Here is a 15,660-nt window from a genome sequence, read left to right as displayed (position 1 = left end):
GCGACCTGATCGTTTGAATGATAAGGATGAGAAGCGGCTTGATTTAATCAGCCGCTTCTCATCCCGTTTGTTTGAACAGAATCAGGTAGCGAAGAGGGAGTGTATCAAGTTGAAAAACAGATTTAAAAGGTCTATATCCATGCTGCTTGCGCTTGCATTGCTGCTGATGTCTTTTCAATTCAGCTATGCCGCGGAGCCGCAGGAAACCAAGGTTCCAGATGGCGAATATGCAATAAGCTACAACTATTGGAAAGATAATATGGAGACAGCTTCGGCTGCCGACGGCTTCATGCAAACAGGAAACGCCGGCAAGCTCATTATTCAAGATGGCAAATCCAAGTTCGAGCATGAAATTACGAGCAAGAATTACGCTTACTTTCATTACCTAGGTTCACGCAAGGCTGGAAGCAGCAAAGCAGTGATAACGCCTGTTGGTTCTGGTTATACAGTAGATGGCCAGGATGGCTATCAGCCTGTCGTTTATCGACCAGCGAATAATGGAACAGACAATTGGATTGTTCAAATCGATGTGGAAGACGTATTCAAGAAACAAGATATTCTCATGCATGTAGAGGTAAAAGATATTCCCGGATTTACTTATAATCACTGGTATAATGTGCAATTGCGTCTGAATACAAGCTCACTTCCTCTACAACCTGGGGACGGTGATAACGGTGAAAATAACGGAGGCGGCTCGGAACAGCCGATTACCCTTGAGAATGTAAATGAATTAATCTCGGTCTCACGTTCCGTCTATGAAAGTACATACGAAGGGACGTCCTTCGGTGATTATCCGGTTGGCTCCAAAACGCCGTTCTTCGACAGTATCGTACTTGCAGAAAGCGAAAGAGATGCTGCAGGATCGGATACGACGCTTTACCAAGCCATTCTCACGAAGCTTCAAGCAGCGTTAAGCCTTTATAAATCCTTATTATTGTCCGCAGATAAATCAGGTCTTAGCCTTCTGATTGCACTATCGGAAGAAATAGCATCATCCTCTGTGGAATTAGGTACAGCAGAAGGCAATCCAGGCGCCTTCTATTCTTCGATTACGCCAGGCGAATATGCAAAAAATTCGAAAAGTAATTTTATTGATCAGATCAATATCGCTAAAGTCGTCTTAAACGATGAAAAAGCGACGCAAGCAGTTGTCGATGCAGCGGTAAATAAAATAAATTATGCTTATATCGATTTTCCAACATGGCAGTATGTAGCGTCAGCACCTGCGAAAATCTACGTATTGGATTCACTGGCTCCAACAGAGGTTGAAACGATCCATGCAAATGAAATCGAAAAAACAGCGGTTCTGATTACGAATCAAGGCTTGCAGAACCGTACAAGTGTTAACCTCACATTCAACGGATCAGCCACTTCCATTACCGAGGTCGTTCAGTCCTTTGCGTTGGAAGAAGGCGGAATGACTACGGACGGGTTATTATTTACTAGAAATAGAGACAAAGCACTCAAAATAAGCAAAAGTTCTACAGAGGTTAAGCAAGTTTATCAAGTAATCTCACGAAATATGCTTGCAGGCGATGATAAATGGTTAGGACTGTCGTTTGTAAGATATAAATCGGGAGACACGACGAAGGAAGCGTATATCAGCTATAACGCGGGATTGCTCGATGAGCTTAAGCAGGCTGCCGTTGACGCTCAGAAGCTGCATGATACAGCTTCAGCCGTTGTAGGCGAAGAGCAGCAATTCGCGGATGCCAAGGAAGGCCTGCTGGCCGCGATTCAATCGGCTGAGCAAGCTTCGCGCAATCTTGCTGCAACAAGGCAGCAAATAGCTGATGCGAAATCCGTGCTGCAAGACGCACTTGCCGCATTCAAAGAAACGGCGTCTGCCATACTTTACTTCTCTGCTATTCATGCGGATAAAGAGCAATTCTCTACCATGGACAGCTACTTTGTGAAGCCGGCGCTCGTTACGACTGAATCAGGCTCTACGCTTGTAACGCTGACGGTGAAGGATAGCGCAACGGTTCAAGCATTCCGCGTCAAAACGGGCGGTGCTTTCGTAGAATCAACGGTTGTCAGCGAAGACGAGGATGCAAATACCCGTGTCGTGACGTTCAAGGTTGATAATTTGTCTGAGCTAGCAAACGCACAGGTGCGTGCGGTGGTTCCAGACAGAAACTATGACATGACGCATGATATTCGTTTGAATTTGAACAATGTGAACAATGCGGAATTAGCTTTGGCGATTACACAAGCCACCGCGGTTCACAAAGCCGCGGTAGTAGGCACAAAGAAAGGTGAATATCCAGAAGCTGCGAAGAACACGCTGCAAAGCGCGATTCAATCGGCTAGCGCTGAGTCGGTGCGAGTGGCTGGTACGCAGGAGCAATCGGACACGGCACGAACAGTGCTTCTTGCAGCGGTCGCTGCTTTTAAAGCGGCGGAGAATACCGTTACGATCACAGATCCGACACCTGGCGGCTTGACGAACGGGCAGTTCAGCATTAATGTTCGGATTTTGAAATTCGGTACGGATCAAGATTCCGTGATGCAAGGCTATATTAATCCTAACGCGAAGTTAAGCATATCGGGAGGCAGCAAAACAATTTCGCTAACCCTTATGCAGGACAAGGAAATAACGGGCTTAAAATTTAACGGTGCTAATGTTTCAACGGTTAGCAGAAATGTGGAGCAAAATACGAGAGTGGTGTCCTTCCCGATAGCGGACCTGTCGAAGGTAACGAACGGTTGGGTAAAAGTCGACTGGCCGGAAATAGATTACCATCATGAGTACGATATCCAGATCAAATTCGACGAGTCGAGCATCAGAGCTTACGACGGCTCCGACGTGCTGCCGGTGAAAACGGAAGAAGACTCGGATGAGGAATTGGTTGAGCCTGTCGTAACTAATCTGAAGGATATCCAGGGACACTGGGCCCAAGATGCGATTGAAAAGGCGATTGGGCTCGGAATCGCTAAAGGCTACGAGGATGGCAAGTTCCATCCGAATGCCGTCATTAATCGCGCGGAATTTGCGGTTATGCTCAGTCGCGCTCTGAAGCTGGAAGCCAGCAAGGAAGCAACGAGTTTCAATGACAAACAGGAATTGCCGAAATGGGCGCAGGAGCATATTGCTAGAGCGGTCAAAGCAGGATTGATTGGCGGGTATGATGACCAAACGTTCCGTGCGGGCAATGAGATCACGCGAGCGGAGCTTGCGGTTATTATTGCACGTGCAGCTAAGCTTGAAATCAAAGAAAACGCCGCATTATCCTTTGCGGACGCAGCCGAGTTCCCGGCATGGGCGAGGAATGAAGCGGCAGCAGCAATTGAAGGCGGTTATATACAAGGAAAAGGGAACAATATGTTTGATCCGAACGCAAGTGCTACGCGCGCAGAAGCGCTGACGCTGATTTTACGTTTGCTTGAGAAACTGTAGTCAAACTGCTGCACCAAAATGCCGAGGCCTTCCTTAGGGGAGGTGTCGGCTTTTTTAATAGATAAGCATTTATATGTTTTCACATTTAAATGTGCTTGTATATCTCCGCGAAACGACGGCTTTCGCCGCTGAGGACGGCGACAGCCGTTTACGCTTGGCATTTGAATAATCATATTGACTTTGTGGTATCCTAGTGTTAGGATAAATATATCCTAATAATAGAATTCATGATATTAAGATAAATGAGTAGGGAGGTACAGCAATGTATCAGCCTGATGAGCAAAACCAGCTTGACCTCAGACTTTTCCGGATCTGGCATAAGGCTACCAAGGCTTTGCATGACAATATACGCAAGGATATGGAGAGCTACGGCGTGAGCCAAGAGCATTTCATGATTTTGGAGCTGTTGTACAGCAAGGGACCGCAGCCTATTCAGAAGATAAGCGAGAAATTCTCGATTCCAAGCGGTAGCATTACCTATGTAATCGATAAGCTGGAGAAGAAGGGTTACGTGAGACGCGAACCAAGCGCAACGGACCGAAGAGGCTCGAACGTGAAATTAACGGAAGAGGGACAAGCTTTGTTTGACGAGATTTTTCCGAAGCATGCTGCCGTTATTAGCCGTCATTTGAATGTTATTGAGAAGGCGGATAAGGAGCAGCTTATTGTGCTCTTGAAGAAGGTTGGTCTGCATGCAGAGGCTATAAGCCTGAAGGGGGAGAAATGAGATGAAAGTGAATGTATATACACCGCTGCAGCAGGCAGTAGGCTCATTCGAGAACGGTAGAATCATTGAACAGAAGCCTATCGGGTTTCCTCAGGAGCAGGAAGCGGTGAAAGGGGTAGGGCCATTGTTTTATTGGGCCTGGGCACATGCCAAGGAAGGCGGCAGCATAGGCCTGCATCCGCATAAAGGCTTTGAGATCATGACCTATGTAGTGAACGGGCTGGTTGAGCACGGGGATACACTAGGCACGGAAAGCACGGTTGGCGCAGGCGGGGCGCAGATTATGCAGACCGGCTCCGGCGTATCGCATCGCGAGAGAATTACGGGACCCGATGCGGAGATTTTTCAAATTTGGTTCGAGCCGAACTTAAACGAAGCAGTGAAAAGAACGCCGACTTACCATGAATACAATGCGGAGGATTTTCCGGTTTCCATCAGCAGCGGCGTTCAAATCAAAACCATTATTGGTGAGGGAGCTCCCGTTCAGCTCGTTGCAGATGTTCGTGTGTGGGACTTAACTTTGGAGCCAGAGGCTGAATATGCGTTTACGATTCCCGAAGGCTATTCCGCAGCGGCGCTGGCTATTAGAGGCGACGGCTTATGGAGCTTCGGCCCGGAAGGCACAAGCAGGGCGTTGTTTAAGCAAAAGGATTTTACGGTATTGGAAGCGGAAGGACAAGCTGAAACGATTCGGTTGGTTAACGAGGAACAGCCGTTTCGAATGATTATGATTCAAGTGCCAACGGAAGTAGATTATCCTTTATACCAGCGTTAATTCCAATCATTCAGTATACAGAGGGAGATGTACAGCATGTCGAAGGTGAAGCTGGCTATTATTTATTACAGTGTTACAGGAACGAATTACCAAATGGCGGAGTGGGCGGCAGCGGGAGGCGAAGAGGCAGGAGCAGAGGTGCGCATTCTGAAGACACCAGAGCTGGCAACGGAGGACGCTATTCAAGCTAATCCGATTTGGCGGGCGCATATCGCAGAGACGAAGGAAATTCCAGAGGTTACTTACAAAGATCTTGAATGGGCCGATGCAATTATCTTCAGTATTCCTTCGCGCTTTGGCGGCATTCCAGGTCCTGTTAAGCAGTTTCTCGATTCAACAGGCGCGCTTTGGTTCAATGGCAAGCTGGTCAATAAGGTCGTAAGCGGCATGACCTCGGCGCAGAATGCCCACGGCGGTCAAGAGCAGACGATTCTCGGTCTGTATACCTCCATGTACCACTGGGGAGCGATTGTGGCTGCGCCAGGTTACACAAGCCCCGTAACCTTTGAAGCAGGCGGCAATCCTTACGGTACAAGCGTAACTGTTCAAGGCGGGAAAATGGTCGAAGACGTTAGAGCAGCGGTAGAGTATCAAGCCAAACGTACGGTTACGGTTGCGCAATGGGTGAAGAGCGGGCTTGCCGAGGCTTGAGCCTACTATAGAAAGACGAGAGAACAGCATGGTGCTGTCCTCGGATTGGAGGGAACCCCGCCTTTTTTCAAGGCGCGGAGGTTCTCTTTTTTTTAAAAAGCCTGTTTTGGGATAGGTCAGGGCAAAGATGCTTACGCCATTCGATCGAGGTGGAGGCGAACACTTCATGCCTGACTTCGTGCAGGCTGACGTCAAAAAAACTGCCGAGACTTTCTCGACAGCCTGAGGCTCCGCGATTGCGGAGCTTCTTTTTTAAAATATAGGAAAGTATATCTTTACGCCAACTTTCTCTATATTTCTACGCGAAACGTAAGCTTAGCCGCCAGAGGACGGCTTCAGCCGTTTACGCTTGTTCGTTTGCCGTTGTCAGCTTAACAAGTTTTTATGCGGCTTGGACAAAGGAGTAGAACGGAAAGTCCCTAGATTACGGCTTAGGGATTTTCAGTACCGTACCTGCTTTTAGCTCATTAATATCAACGATATGATTGTAGTCGGCAATAAACATGGCGTGCTTGGTTGTGCCATAGTAGATTTTGGAGATGCTGTAGAGCGTCTCGCCCTTTTTCACCGTATGTTCCGAAGCTTGGAAATCTTCCGAATTGTCACCAGAGCCGATGGATTCATCTGGTTGATTGTTCTTAAGGGAAGGGATGACTAAGTTGGTGCCTGCCTTTAGCCCTTTGTTTTTGTCCAGCTTGTTTTCATCGGCAATGTAATCTACATATTCTGCCGATTTGTAAAACATTCTGGAAATACCTGAGAGGGTATCGCCAGCTTGAATTAAATAGGTTGCCGGCAGATTAATCTTGGAGTAATCCTTGGTTTCCTGCGGCTTGCTGCCTGATGTGCTGTTCCCAGAGGCTAATGCTGGAATAGTTAGCGTGTCGCCGGCTTTCATATCATTAATAAACAGAATATGGTTATGCTCCGCAAGCAGCGCGTAATGGTCCTTGGACTGATAAAATTTCTCTGATATCGTGCTTAAGGTATCGCCTTTCTGGACCACATAGGTCGTAGGGAGCTTTACAGCGGGGCTCTCGCCTTCCGGCTTGCTGTCGTCATCCTTCTGATCCTGAATTGGTTTTTCCGTTTGCTTTGGAATGGTTGGCTCTACCTCGTCCTTGACCGGCGCATCGGTGACTGCTGGCTCGGTATTATTCCCATTCTTCCCGACATCCTCTGTTGGTTCTTGCGTTTCCTCTGCATCGATCGTGCCAGCCGGGATTGGCTCATCCGTGACGGGTACATGTCCATTAAGATCGTTGGTCCCCGAATCAGAGTTAGAGGCATTATGGTTCTCCGCTTGATTACTCGCGTCAGAATGCTCAGCTGTCGCTGATTGAAGATTGGTGTCGACCAAATTCGTATATTTGCTGTAGAGTACTCCGCAGACGGAAACGAGAATGATGACGACGGCCAGATAAAGGGTTACCGTTGCTTTCTTAAATGATGTCAGACTGCCCTTGGGTCGTTTGTTGCTGCGTGTAGTATGGTTACTCAAGCGTGATCTTCTCCCTTGTTCCTCAACTTATTTCTACTCTATCAGACTTGTCGAAATCTGTGGAATAGGCCTAATCAGCCATTTCAGCAGGGTTCAAAATGCTACTAATGTAACTCGCATGTTCAAGTATTTCCTTAGGTGCTCTTACTTTAGGCTTCAGCATGCCTTTTGGCGCAATCTACAGCGATAGAATTGGAAATATCCAGTAATAACGTTTATATTACACGATCTTTCTAAACAAAAACTGTACATGGGAAAACTCTCATAAATAAGCGTGCGCTATCCTGCTTCTCCGCCTCCTGCGTTGATTTTGGATAGGATCGTTGATTTTTGAAATGTCGAAAAAAATCTTTTTCGCCTATAATAAACATACGGATGCTAGAGATCCGAAAGAGAAAGGCAAAGGGGCATTCAATGATGGAAAAAAGAGTGATTCTTTTTCAAGGCGACTCTATTACGGATGGGGCAAGGGGAAGAACCGATGATCCCAATCATATACTGGGACACAGCTATGCCTACATTGTGGGAGCAAGACTCAGCTTTGTATGGGCAGAGCAGCAGCCGGTCATCGTCAACCGAGGAATAAGCGGCGATAGAGCCTCGGATCTCTATGCGAGATGGAATGAAGACGCGATCAGCTTGAATCCCGACATCATCAGCATCTTGGTCGGCGTGAATGATGCGTGGCGATCGATGAACGGAGAGGCTAGCGGAATTACGGATCGCTATGAGCGGGCATATCGCCATATTTTGGAGGAAACGAAGCAGGTGCTGCCCGCAGCGCAGCTTGTGCTTTGCGAGCCCTTTGTTCTGAACACGGGAGCGCCAAGCCAGAATTGGCAGGCGTGGTCGGAGCGGATAACGGCTTACCGTCACACGGTACGCGGGCTTGCAGACCAGTTCGGCGCTATTTTTGTTCCGCTGCAGGCAGCGTTTGATGAAGCGTGCACCCGGGCAGATGCCAGCTACTGGCTATGGGATGGGGTGCATCCTACTGCTGCCGGGCATGAGCTGATCGCAAGGAAATGGCTGGAAACCGTGCTGGACAAAGAAGCTGCGGGCGTATAGGACATATCCATTTTGGATAACGCTGTATAGGTAAGGAGACCAAGCCGGCATCGACAGGAAGCCGGTTTCTTGCGTTTACACCAAGAGGAGAAGGTTAGGCTTATGCATAAAATAACGAAGCTGTTCCGAAATTTAAGCGTAACCTGGAAATTTGTTGCGACGTTTCTTTGTATTCTGGCTGTTTCCTTGTCTGCCTGCGGCATTTATCTGTATTTGCAATTATCGGGCTCGGCCGTGTCGCAGGCACAGATGGTTATGGAGCAGAACCTGCTGCAAACGCGCAACAGCTTGATGAACAAGATGAATATGATCCAGAACATCTCGAAGCTGCTAACTTCGGATATTAGGCTTCAAACCTTTTTGGGAAGCGATTTCAATAAAAACTCATTCGCCTATGATGATTACACGTCGAACATTAGCCCTTACGTGGAAAATGTGCTGAGGCAAAATCCAAGCGTGCATTCGCTGCGCGTATATATGACGAACCCGTCAATTCCGGAAATTTATGACAGCTTCTATCAAATCTCCCGCATCGAGGATCAGCCATGGGTGAGAGAGGTTACGAGCGATGATACGAACATATTCGGCTGGCGCGGGCTTCACACCGAGAAGCTTCTCTTGAATATCCCGAAGCGCGGTCAGCCTGAGAATGTTTTTTCCTTTTATCAGAAAATTAATTCCATACGATATTTCGATACGGTCGGCTTGCTTGAAATTGAAATATTAGAGAGTGATTTATTCGATATATTGAATTCGGAGAGCACGGGCCAGATCGGCGAGCTTTTTATGATTGATCGGGATAACCATGTCGTATCCAGCAATAAGAGCGGATTGTTCAAGCAGCAAATTACGGACGAAGGTTTGGCACAGCTGCCGATTGATACGGGGTTTAATCAGGTGCTTAAGGTAAATGGCCGCAAGTCGGTCGTGATTTCAGTGCCGCTGCATGATCTTGAGCTGCGGTTAATCGGGATATTTCCAGTCAGCGGGCTGAACGAGAAGGTGAAGGAGTCTGCGTTCTCCATTACGGGCATTCTGCTCATTGCGCTCGTCGTGCTCGGCTTTGTCGTCTATTTCATTACGAATGCCCTGCTGTCGCGGCTGAAGCGGATTGTTCTGGCCATGAAACGGGTAAAAGAAGGCTCATTAACCGTCTCGGTGCCTGTCCAATCCAATGATGAGTTTTCTCAAATTGCGATTAGCTTCAACCATATGACCGAGAGAATTCACGAGCTGGTCGAGACGGTGTACAAAAGCCAGCTGATGGAGCGTGAAGCGGAGCTTAAGGCGCTGGAGTCGCAGGTTAATCCGCATTTTCTCTACAATACGCTGGCTACCATATCATGGGTGGCACGAAAGGCGAATTCAACGGAAATCGTCCATTTGTCAGGGGCTTTAGCGCAGTTTTACCGGCTGGTGCTAAACAAAGGAAGACGGGAGATTCTGATAAAGGACGAGCTGGAGATGGTGAAGGCGTATTTGGCGATCCAAAAGTTTCGGTTCGAGGAAATGTTTGATGTCGTATATGATATCGATGAGCGCGTCTATGAGTATTGCGTCGTCAAAAATATTCTTCAGCCCATTGTTGAAAATGCGCTGAATCATGGGATCGAGCCCAAGCGGGATCGGGGCACGCTGCAAATTAAAGCCTCGCTTGAGGCTGATGACATGCTTTGTTTCAAGGTAATTGACGACGGAGTCGGCATGTCCAAGGAGCGGCTTGCCGCGCTGCTTGTCGGCAATATTGAGCGTACGAGCGGCAGCGGCTATGCAGTGAAAAACATAACGGAGAGACTGAACTCTTATTATGGCGATAAGCATGCCTTCCGCATTCACAGCGCACCGGGCATTGGAACGTCGGTAATGATTACGTTTGCCAAGGAGAGAGCGTGACTATGTATAAATTGCTGATCGTAGAAGACGAGCGTTGGGAGCGGGAAGGTCTGGTCGATTTCCTTGATTGGACATCCCTCGGCATTGAGCTGTCCGGTACGGCACGCGACGGAATTGAAGGTCTGGAGCATACGCTGGAGCTGGACCCGGATATCATTATTACCGATATTCGGATGCCGGGCATGGATGGCCTGGAGATGTCCCGCAGAATCAAGGAGATTAAGCCGCATATCCGAATTATTATTTTGACAGGCTACGGCGATTTCGAATACGCGCGCAAAGCCATTGATATTCGAGCGAGCCATTATGTCCTGAAGCCTATCGGTGAACAGAAGCTGCTCGAAGCGGTTCAGAAAGTGATCCGCGAATGCGAGGAGGATGTTCAGTTCAAGCAAGAGAGAGAGAAGCTGCGGGCTGAGGTCGAGGAGCATCGCGAGCGGATGAAAGAAAAGTGGCTGCATGATTTGCTCTTCGGAACGTTAGAGCCGAAGCAGGTCAAGGAGGTGGCGCAAGCAGAGGGACTCGGTTCCGAGCATGGCAGATATGTGGCGTATGCAATCGCGGAGACGAAGCAGGACCGAACTGTGGAACGGCTGCGCAATCTATTCCCAATTCCGTGTGTAATCGCTTATTCGGATCATCGGGAGGGACAGTGGATCATCGTTATTCCAGAGCCCAAGGAGCAGCAGGAGGAGTTCGCTGCTATGCTTGCCCGGCGGATGGCGGGAGAGAGCGGATGGCTATGGCAGTCCAATATAAAGATTGGAACAGGTCCGGTTGTGGATGGTTTATCGCGTATTGCGGAATCTGTCAAGCAGGCGGAGCAAGTGCTGGCTTATGCATCGTTCTGGGACGCGAGAGGTATTGTCGGCTTGGAGCAGGTGGAGCGGGAGAGAGCGGCATTTCTAAGCGAGGTCGCCGATTTCCTGCAGCGGAGCAGTCAGCAGGTTAAGGCTATCGTCCATGCTGTTCAAGCGCTTGATGAAGCAAAAGCGTGTGCCAGCGCGGAGGAAATGTTCCAAGCGCTAGTGGAGCGGCGAGGCGCGGACGGCGACTACATTCGCCATTATATAAGCGGACTGCTCTTCGAACTGTCCGTGCTGGCAGGCACGAGCCAAACCGATGAGTGCCTTGGCACGGACCCTGGCGAACAGCTCTACGCGCTGCCGGCGCTAGCCGCTATCAAAGTGTACACGCTGCACTTTATTAAGGAAGCGCTTAAGGCGATACGAGAGAAACGAGACGGCAAAGAGGAGTACATCATCCGCCAAGTAAACAAATTGATCGAGCAGAAGTACATGTCATCGGATATCAGTCTGAAGTCCATAGCGGAAGAGGTATTCTTATCGCCTAATTATCTAGGGTCTTTATATAAGAAGACGACCGGGCAATCGTTTCACGACCGGCTCGCTGCGGTGAGAATGGAGAAGGCCAAGTCGCTTCTGGCTTTGTCTCATTATAAAGTTGCGGCAGTTGCCCAGGAAGTAGGCATCCCAAGCACCTCTTACTTCTGCACCGTGTTTAAAAATGCGTTCGGCATTTCGCCGGGGGAGTACCAGGACATGCTGCATCGCAAATGAGAACACTTAAAAAACGAAAGGCTGCCTGAGCGACAGGCAGCTTTTTTCAAAATATAGGAAAGTATATCTTTTCGCCAACTTTCACTATATTTCTACGCGAAACGTAAGCTTAGCCGCCAGAGGACGGCAACAGCCGTTTACGCTTGTGCTGGGCGGTAAATGTAAGCGTTTCTAAAAGTGCGTTGATTAACGAAACAAACCACACTTTTTGATATATCTCGCTGCTTTTCTATCTTCTACAATAAGAGCAGGGAAAACATCAAGAGAAGGGGTGGACAGATGGAGGACTTGACTATGGCCGCAAGGCCCAAAGCAAGCAGCGGGACTGCGCGAAGCCCTTTCGGCAAGCGATTATGGGCACAGCGCTACTTAATGATTCTAACGCTGCCGGCTGTCATTTGGCTAATTATATTCCATTACGTGCCGATGTACGGCATTATTATTGCATTCGAGGAGTACAACCCGGTGCAGGGCTTTACCTTCAGCCCTTGGGTCGGATTAGTCAATTTCAAAGAGCTGTTTATTGATCCAAGCTTTTTGGATTCGGTTGCCAATACGTTTAAAATCAGCTTCCTGAAGCTGCTGTTCGGATTCCCTGCACCGATATTGCTGGCGATTATGCTCAATGAGCTAAGGGCACAGCGACTGAAGAAGGTCGTGCAGTCGCTGTCCTATCTGCCTTACTTTATTTCATGGGTATTCGTTGTCGGCTTTATGTACACGCTGCTTGATCCGAGAACGGGAGCGCTCAGCGGACTGCTTCAATGGCTCGGCCTGATCACGCAGGATCAGCTGCTTATGGGCGATCCCAAAACCTTCACGACGCTCGTTGTCGTATCGGAAGTATGGAAAAACATCGGATGGAACTCGATTATATTCCTTGCTGCGATCGCGAGCATTGACCCGCAGCTTTATGAAGCGGCAACGGTGGACGGCGCGGGACGCTTTCGCAAAATATGGCATGTGACTTTGCCGGCGATTAAGCCGACGGTCGTTATCCTGCTCATTCTGAACGTCGGCGGGCTTGTAAATGCCAACTTTGATCAGCTGTTCCTTATGAAAAATTCGATGACGCAGGATCAAGCGAATGTGCTGTCGATCTACTCCTATGAGATGGGTCTTGTGCTTGGAAGGTTCTCATATGGTACCGCAGTAGGATTGTTCCAGTCCGTCGTCGCCTTCCTGCTCATGCTGGGAGCCAACTATTCATCACGCAAAATGACAAAAGAAAGCTTGTTCTAACCGCAGGCTGGCACCGAATATCCAGCTAGGCACAAGAAGAAACGGCTTCGCCGTCCTCAGCAGGAGGAGGGTATCCGTTTCTCGCAGAAATAGAAGCTCACTTTATCGCGTGAAACATATAAAGTCTTATATTTTAACAAAGGAGGGTCAGCTATGAATGCTGTACACCGGACAACGGGGGAGAAGCTGTTCGACGCGGCGAATGTCGTGCTGCTCGTGCTGCTTGCCTTCGTGACCTTGTATCCGTTCTATAATATATTGATTACTTCGCTTAACGATCCTGCCGATGCGGCGCGGGGCGGCATCACCTTTTGGCCGCGCGTACTATCCTTCGAGAATTACAAAATGGTGCTGCAGGACGAAAGCTTGATCAACGCTTTTGTAGTAACGGTGCTGCGTACGATTGTGGGAACGGCCACGGCTGTCCTTTTCACCGCAGCGTTCTCGTACGGCGTATCGAAGCCAGAGCTGCTTGGCCGCAAGCTGTTTCTTATACTTGCCATCATCACCATGTATTTCAGCGGCGGCCTTATTCCGCAGTATTTGCTCATTGCCCAATATCTCCATCTAAAGGGCAGCTTCTTGGCTTATATTTTGCCCAATTTGTTCAGCGTGTTCAATGCCTTGATTATGATTACCTTCTTCCGGGGCATACCGAAGGAAATGGAGGAGTCGGCCAAAGTGGACGGCGCTCACGAGCTGACGATATTCTGGCGCCTTGTGCTGCCGGTCTCTAAGCCCGTGCTTGCTACAATCGCGCTCTATAATGCGGTGTTCCATTGGAACTCTTGGTTTGACGCCATGCTGTACGGCGGCGAGAGCCTGCGGACGCTGCAGCAAATCCTTATGCAAATTATTAGCTCGAACAGCAATGTAAGCTTAATGGCGAGCAATCTGGGGATGAAAGCAGTGACTGCGGAATCAGTGAAGCTGGCAACGATGGTCATTACGACGCTGCCGATCGTATTCTCTTATCCCTTCCTGCAAAAATATTTTGTCAAAGGCATTATGATCGGCTCTGTCAAAGGCTAATCAACGGCTTCCGCGGGCAAACTGCCCGATATATAGAAGCAATTCGAAAAGGGAGGATTCATTCATCATGAACCAATCAAAAAGAAAGTCGCTTACAGCTGCTTTGGCATTCATTCTTGTGCTGGCTTTAGCGATTACAGGCTGCAGCAGCGGCAAAAATAACGAGCCGGCGGCAAGCAATGGCGGTGCCAACACAGAGACAGGCAATGCCGCGAATGCGCCGCAGACATCCAGCGATCCGAATGAGCTCGAATGGAAGCAGGATACTTCGCCCTTTACGTTCCGCCAATATTTCTATGGTACTTGGGCATCCAACTATTTGTGGAAAGACCAGCTCAATATGAAGCAAATTAAAGAGAAAACAGGCGTTACGATTGACCGTTTTCTTGCTACCGGCAACGATAACGATTTCTTGAATACATTGATTGCCTCGAATGATTTGCCTGATACCCTTATGCTGGATTGGAACCATCCGCAGGTGACGAAGCTGATTAACAACGGCATGCTGTATTCGTTGGATGAGCTTATCGACCAATATGCGCCAAAGCTATGGGATCTGATTGACCCTGAAATTATCAAATACCATTCCGTGGACGGCAAGCTATGGTATTTGCCTAATAACTACGAAACGGAAGAGCGCCTTACAAACGGCATTCCGATTACAGGCATTCGTCCATGGTTTGTGCGCAAAGACATTTACAAAGCGCTTGGCGAACCGAAGATTGAGACAGAGCAGCAGCTCCAGCAATTTTTGGAGCAAGCGAAAGCAAAGTATCCGGAGCTGAGCCCGGTCGGTATGGAATCATTTGACGTATCGATGTGGGGCTTCCAAGGCAGCCTATCGATGGATTACCTCATTGATTCGTTCTCCCCGATGAATATGGAGAATCGGATCAAGGACGACACGCAGCGCGTGCTGTATCCGATGCGGGATGCGAAATTCATCGACGCGTTCCGTTATGTGAACAGCCTGGCGAAAAACGGATTATTCGATTCACAGCAGCTGATTGCAAAGCAAGAGCAATATGACGAGAAAATTTATGGCGCTAATTTTATCGTAACCTCGGCTTTCATGAACGGCATGTATACACAATATAATCCGAAGATCAAAAGCACGCTGGGCGAGGATAAAACGTATGTCGTACTGGACGGCCTGAAGGTCGGCGGGCAAGAGCCTCGTTATCCGGCGAGCCGCCTAATGGGCTGGCAGGGCTTCTTCATTACGAAAAAGGCAAAAAATCCGGAACGCATCATTAAGTTCCTTGAGTATGCATGGTCGGACGAAGGACAGTTGGATTTCCGCTATGGCAAAGAAGGCGAAACGTATGACATGATCGACGGGCTGCCGAAAGCGAAGGATGAAGTAAAAGCGCTTGAGCTTAGCGATAATAACGCATGGTACAGCCAGTATGGCTTTACGGCATCCACGTTGATGTGGCGCTCAGGCAAGCTATGGGATGCCGCAGACAAACGTGATTTCGATGAGAAGCAGCCCGAGCAAGCGGCAGCCAAGGATTTGCTGAAGAAATACAATTTCGACAGCTTCTCGTTAGGACTTGAGAATATCGAGCCGGAGGGCTCAACGCCGGAGGGCGTAATCAACGCCAAGATTAAGAACCTGTGGAACAAAACGATTCCAATGCTCGTGCTGGCGGGGACCGACAAGGAATTCGATGACATCTACAATGATTTCGTGAAGGACATGGACAAAGTAGGCGCAGATAAGGTTGAGAAGGTTATGTATGAGCGCCATCTGGCCGACCTGGAGAAAAAAGGTATTAAATAAGTAGA

At 48.7% G+C, this 15,660-nt stretch carries 11 protein-coding genes; 10 read left to right on the top strand and 1 reads right to left on the bottom strand.

The genetic code is table 11. The features are described from left to right. The first annotated feature begins 109 nt into the window (after positions 1-109). From FHS16_RS19690 to wrbA, 4 genes are all read left to right on the top strand, one after another. The gene (locus tag FHS16_RS19690) at positions 110-3,400 is read left to right on the top strand and encodes an NEAT domain-containing protein (protein ID WP_183566511.1); all 3,291 of its coding nucleotides are present in this window, start codon (positions 110-112) and stop codon (positions 3,398-3,400) included. A gap of 262 nt (positions 3,401-3,662) precedes the next feature. Continuing rightward, positions 3,663-4,127, top strand: a complete 465-nt coding sequence (locus FHS16_RS19685; protein WP_183566508.1) for a MarR family winged helix-turn-helix transcriptional regulator — start codon at positions 3,663-3,665, stop codon at positions 4,125-4,127. A 1-nt stretch (position 4,128) separates the two neighbouring features. Then, positions 4,129-4,902, top strand: coding sequence for a pirin family protein (locus FHS16_RS19680; RefSeq protein WP_183566504.1), 774 nt, complete (start codon positions 4,129-4,131; stop codon positions 4,900-4,902). Between the two features lie 36 nt (positions 4,903-4,938). Next, entirely contained in the window at positions 4,939-5,553 is a 615-nt protein-coding gene (wrbA, locus tag FHS16_RS19675; protein ID WP_183566501.1) for an NAD(P)H:quinone oxidoreductase type IV, read from the top strand. A gap of 424 nt (positions 5,554-5,977) precedes the next feature. Here wrbA and FHS16_RS19670 read toward each other — a convergent pair whose 3' ends face one another. Further along, the gene (locus tag FHS16_RS19670) at positions 5,978-7,054 is read right to left on the bottom strand and encodes a LysM peptidoglycan-binding domain-containing protein (protein WP_183566498.1); all 1,077 of its coding nucleotides are present in this window, start codon (positions 7,052-7,054) and stop codon (positions 5,978-5,980) included. 414 nt (positions 7,055-7,468) lie between these two features. Here FHS16_RS19670 and FHS16_RS19665 point away from each other — a divergent pair, with 414 nt between their 5' ends. The 6 genes from FHS16_RS19665 (at position 7,469) to FHS16_RS19640 (ending at position 15,655) form a co-directional block, all read left to right on the top strand. Further along, positions 7,469-8,122, top strand: a complete 654-nt coding sequence (locus FHS16_RS19665) for an SGNH/GDSL hydrolase family protein (protein ID WP_183566495.1) — start codon at positions 7,469-7,471, stop codon at positions 8,120-8,122. A gap of 102 nt (positions 8,123-8,224) precedes the next feature. Beyond that, on the top strand, positions 8,225-10,015 hold the full coding sequence (locus FHS16_RS19660; RefSeq protein WP_183566492.1) for a cache domain-containing sensor histidine kinase: 1,791 nt from the start codon (positions 8,225-8,227) through the stop codon (positions 10,013-10,015). 2 nt (positions 10,016-10,017) lie between these two features. Further along, the gene (locus tag FHS16_RS19655; RefSeq protein ID WP_183566489.1) at positions 10,018-11,595 is read left to right on the top strand and encodes a response regulator; all 1,578 of its coding nucleotides are present in this window, start codon (positions 10,018-10,020) and stop codon (positions 11,593-11,595) included. 279 nt (positions 11,596-11,874) lie between these two features. Beyond that, positions 11,875-12,837, top strand: coding sequence for an ABC transporter permease (locus FHS16_RS19650; RefSeq protein ID WP_221226418.1), 963 nt, complete (start codon positions 11,875-11,877; stop codon positions 12,835-12,837). Positions 12,838-12,990: 153 nt separating this feature from the next. Further along, positions 12,991-13,869: a carbohydrate ABC transporter permease gene (locus FHS16_RS19645; protein ID WP_183566486.1), complete on the top strand. Its 879-nt coding sequence runs from the start codon at positions 12,991-12,993 to the stop codon at positions 13,867-13,869. A 67-nt stretch (positions 13,870-13,936) separates the two neighbouring features. Then, a complete protein-coding gene (locus FHS16_RS19640; RefSeq protein ID WP_183566483.1) occupies positions 13,937-15,655 on the top strand; it encodes an extracellular solute-binding protein in 1,719 nt (572 codons plus the stop codon). Positions 15,656-15,660: the final 5 nt, after the last annotated feature.

Source organism: Paenibacillus endophyticus (assembly GCF_014192395.1).
In the GTDB taxonomy this organism is placed as follows: domain Bacteria; phylum Bacillota; class Bacilli; order Paenibacillales; family Paenibacillaceae; genus Pristimantibacillus; species Pristimantibacillus endophyticus.
This window is presented reverse-complemented; position numbering and strand designations above follow the sequence as displayed.

Coding starts and splice junctions, on each gene's coding strand:
- FHS16_RS19685 (WP_183566508.1), top strand. CDS start 3,663: ATGTATCAGCCTGATGAGCAAAACCAGCTTGACCTCAGACTTTTCCGG.
- wrbA (WP_183566501.1), top strand. CDS start 4,939: ATGTCGAAGGTGAAGCTGGCTATTATTTATTACAGTGTTACAGGAACG.
- FHS16_RS19640 (WP_183566483.1), top strand. CDS start 13,937: ATGAACCAATCAAAAAGAAAGTCGCTTACAGCTGCTTTGGCATTCATT.
- FHS16_RS19645 (WP_183566486.1), top strand. CDS start 12,991: ATGAATGCTGTACACCGGACAACGGGGGAGAAGCTGTTCGACGCGGCG.
- FHS16_RS19680 (WP_183566504.1), top strand. CDS start 4,129: ATGAAAGTGAATGTATATACACCGCTGCAGCAGGCAGTAGGCTCATTC.
- FHS16_RS19665 (WP_183566495.1), top strand. CDS start 7,469: ATGATGGAAAAAAGAGTGATTCTTTTTCAAGGCGACTCTATTACGGAT.
- FHS16_RS19660 (WP_183566492.1), top strand. CDS start 8,225: ATGCATAAAATAACGAAGCTGTTCCGAAATTTAAGCGTAACCTGGAAA.
- FHS16_RS19655 (WP_183566489.1), top strand. CDS start 10,018: ATGTATAAATTGCTGATCGTAGAAGACGAGCGTTGGGAGCGGGAAGGT.
- FHS16_RS19650 (WP_221226418.1), top strand. CDS start 11,875: ATGGAGGACTTGACTATGGCCGCAAGGCCCAAAGCAAGCAGCGGGACT.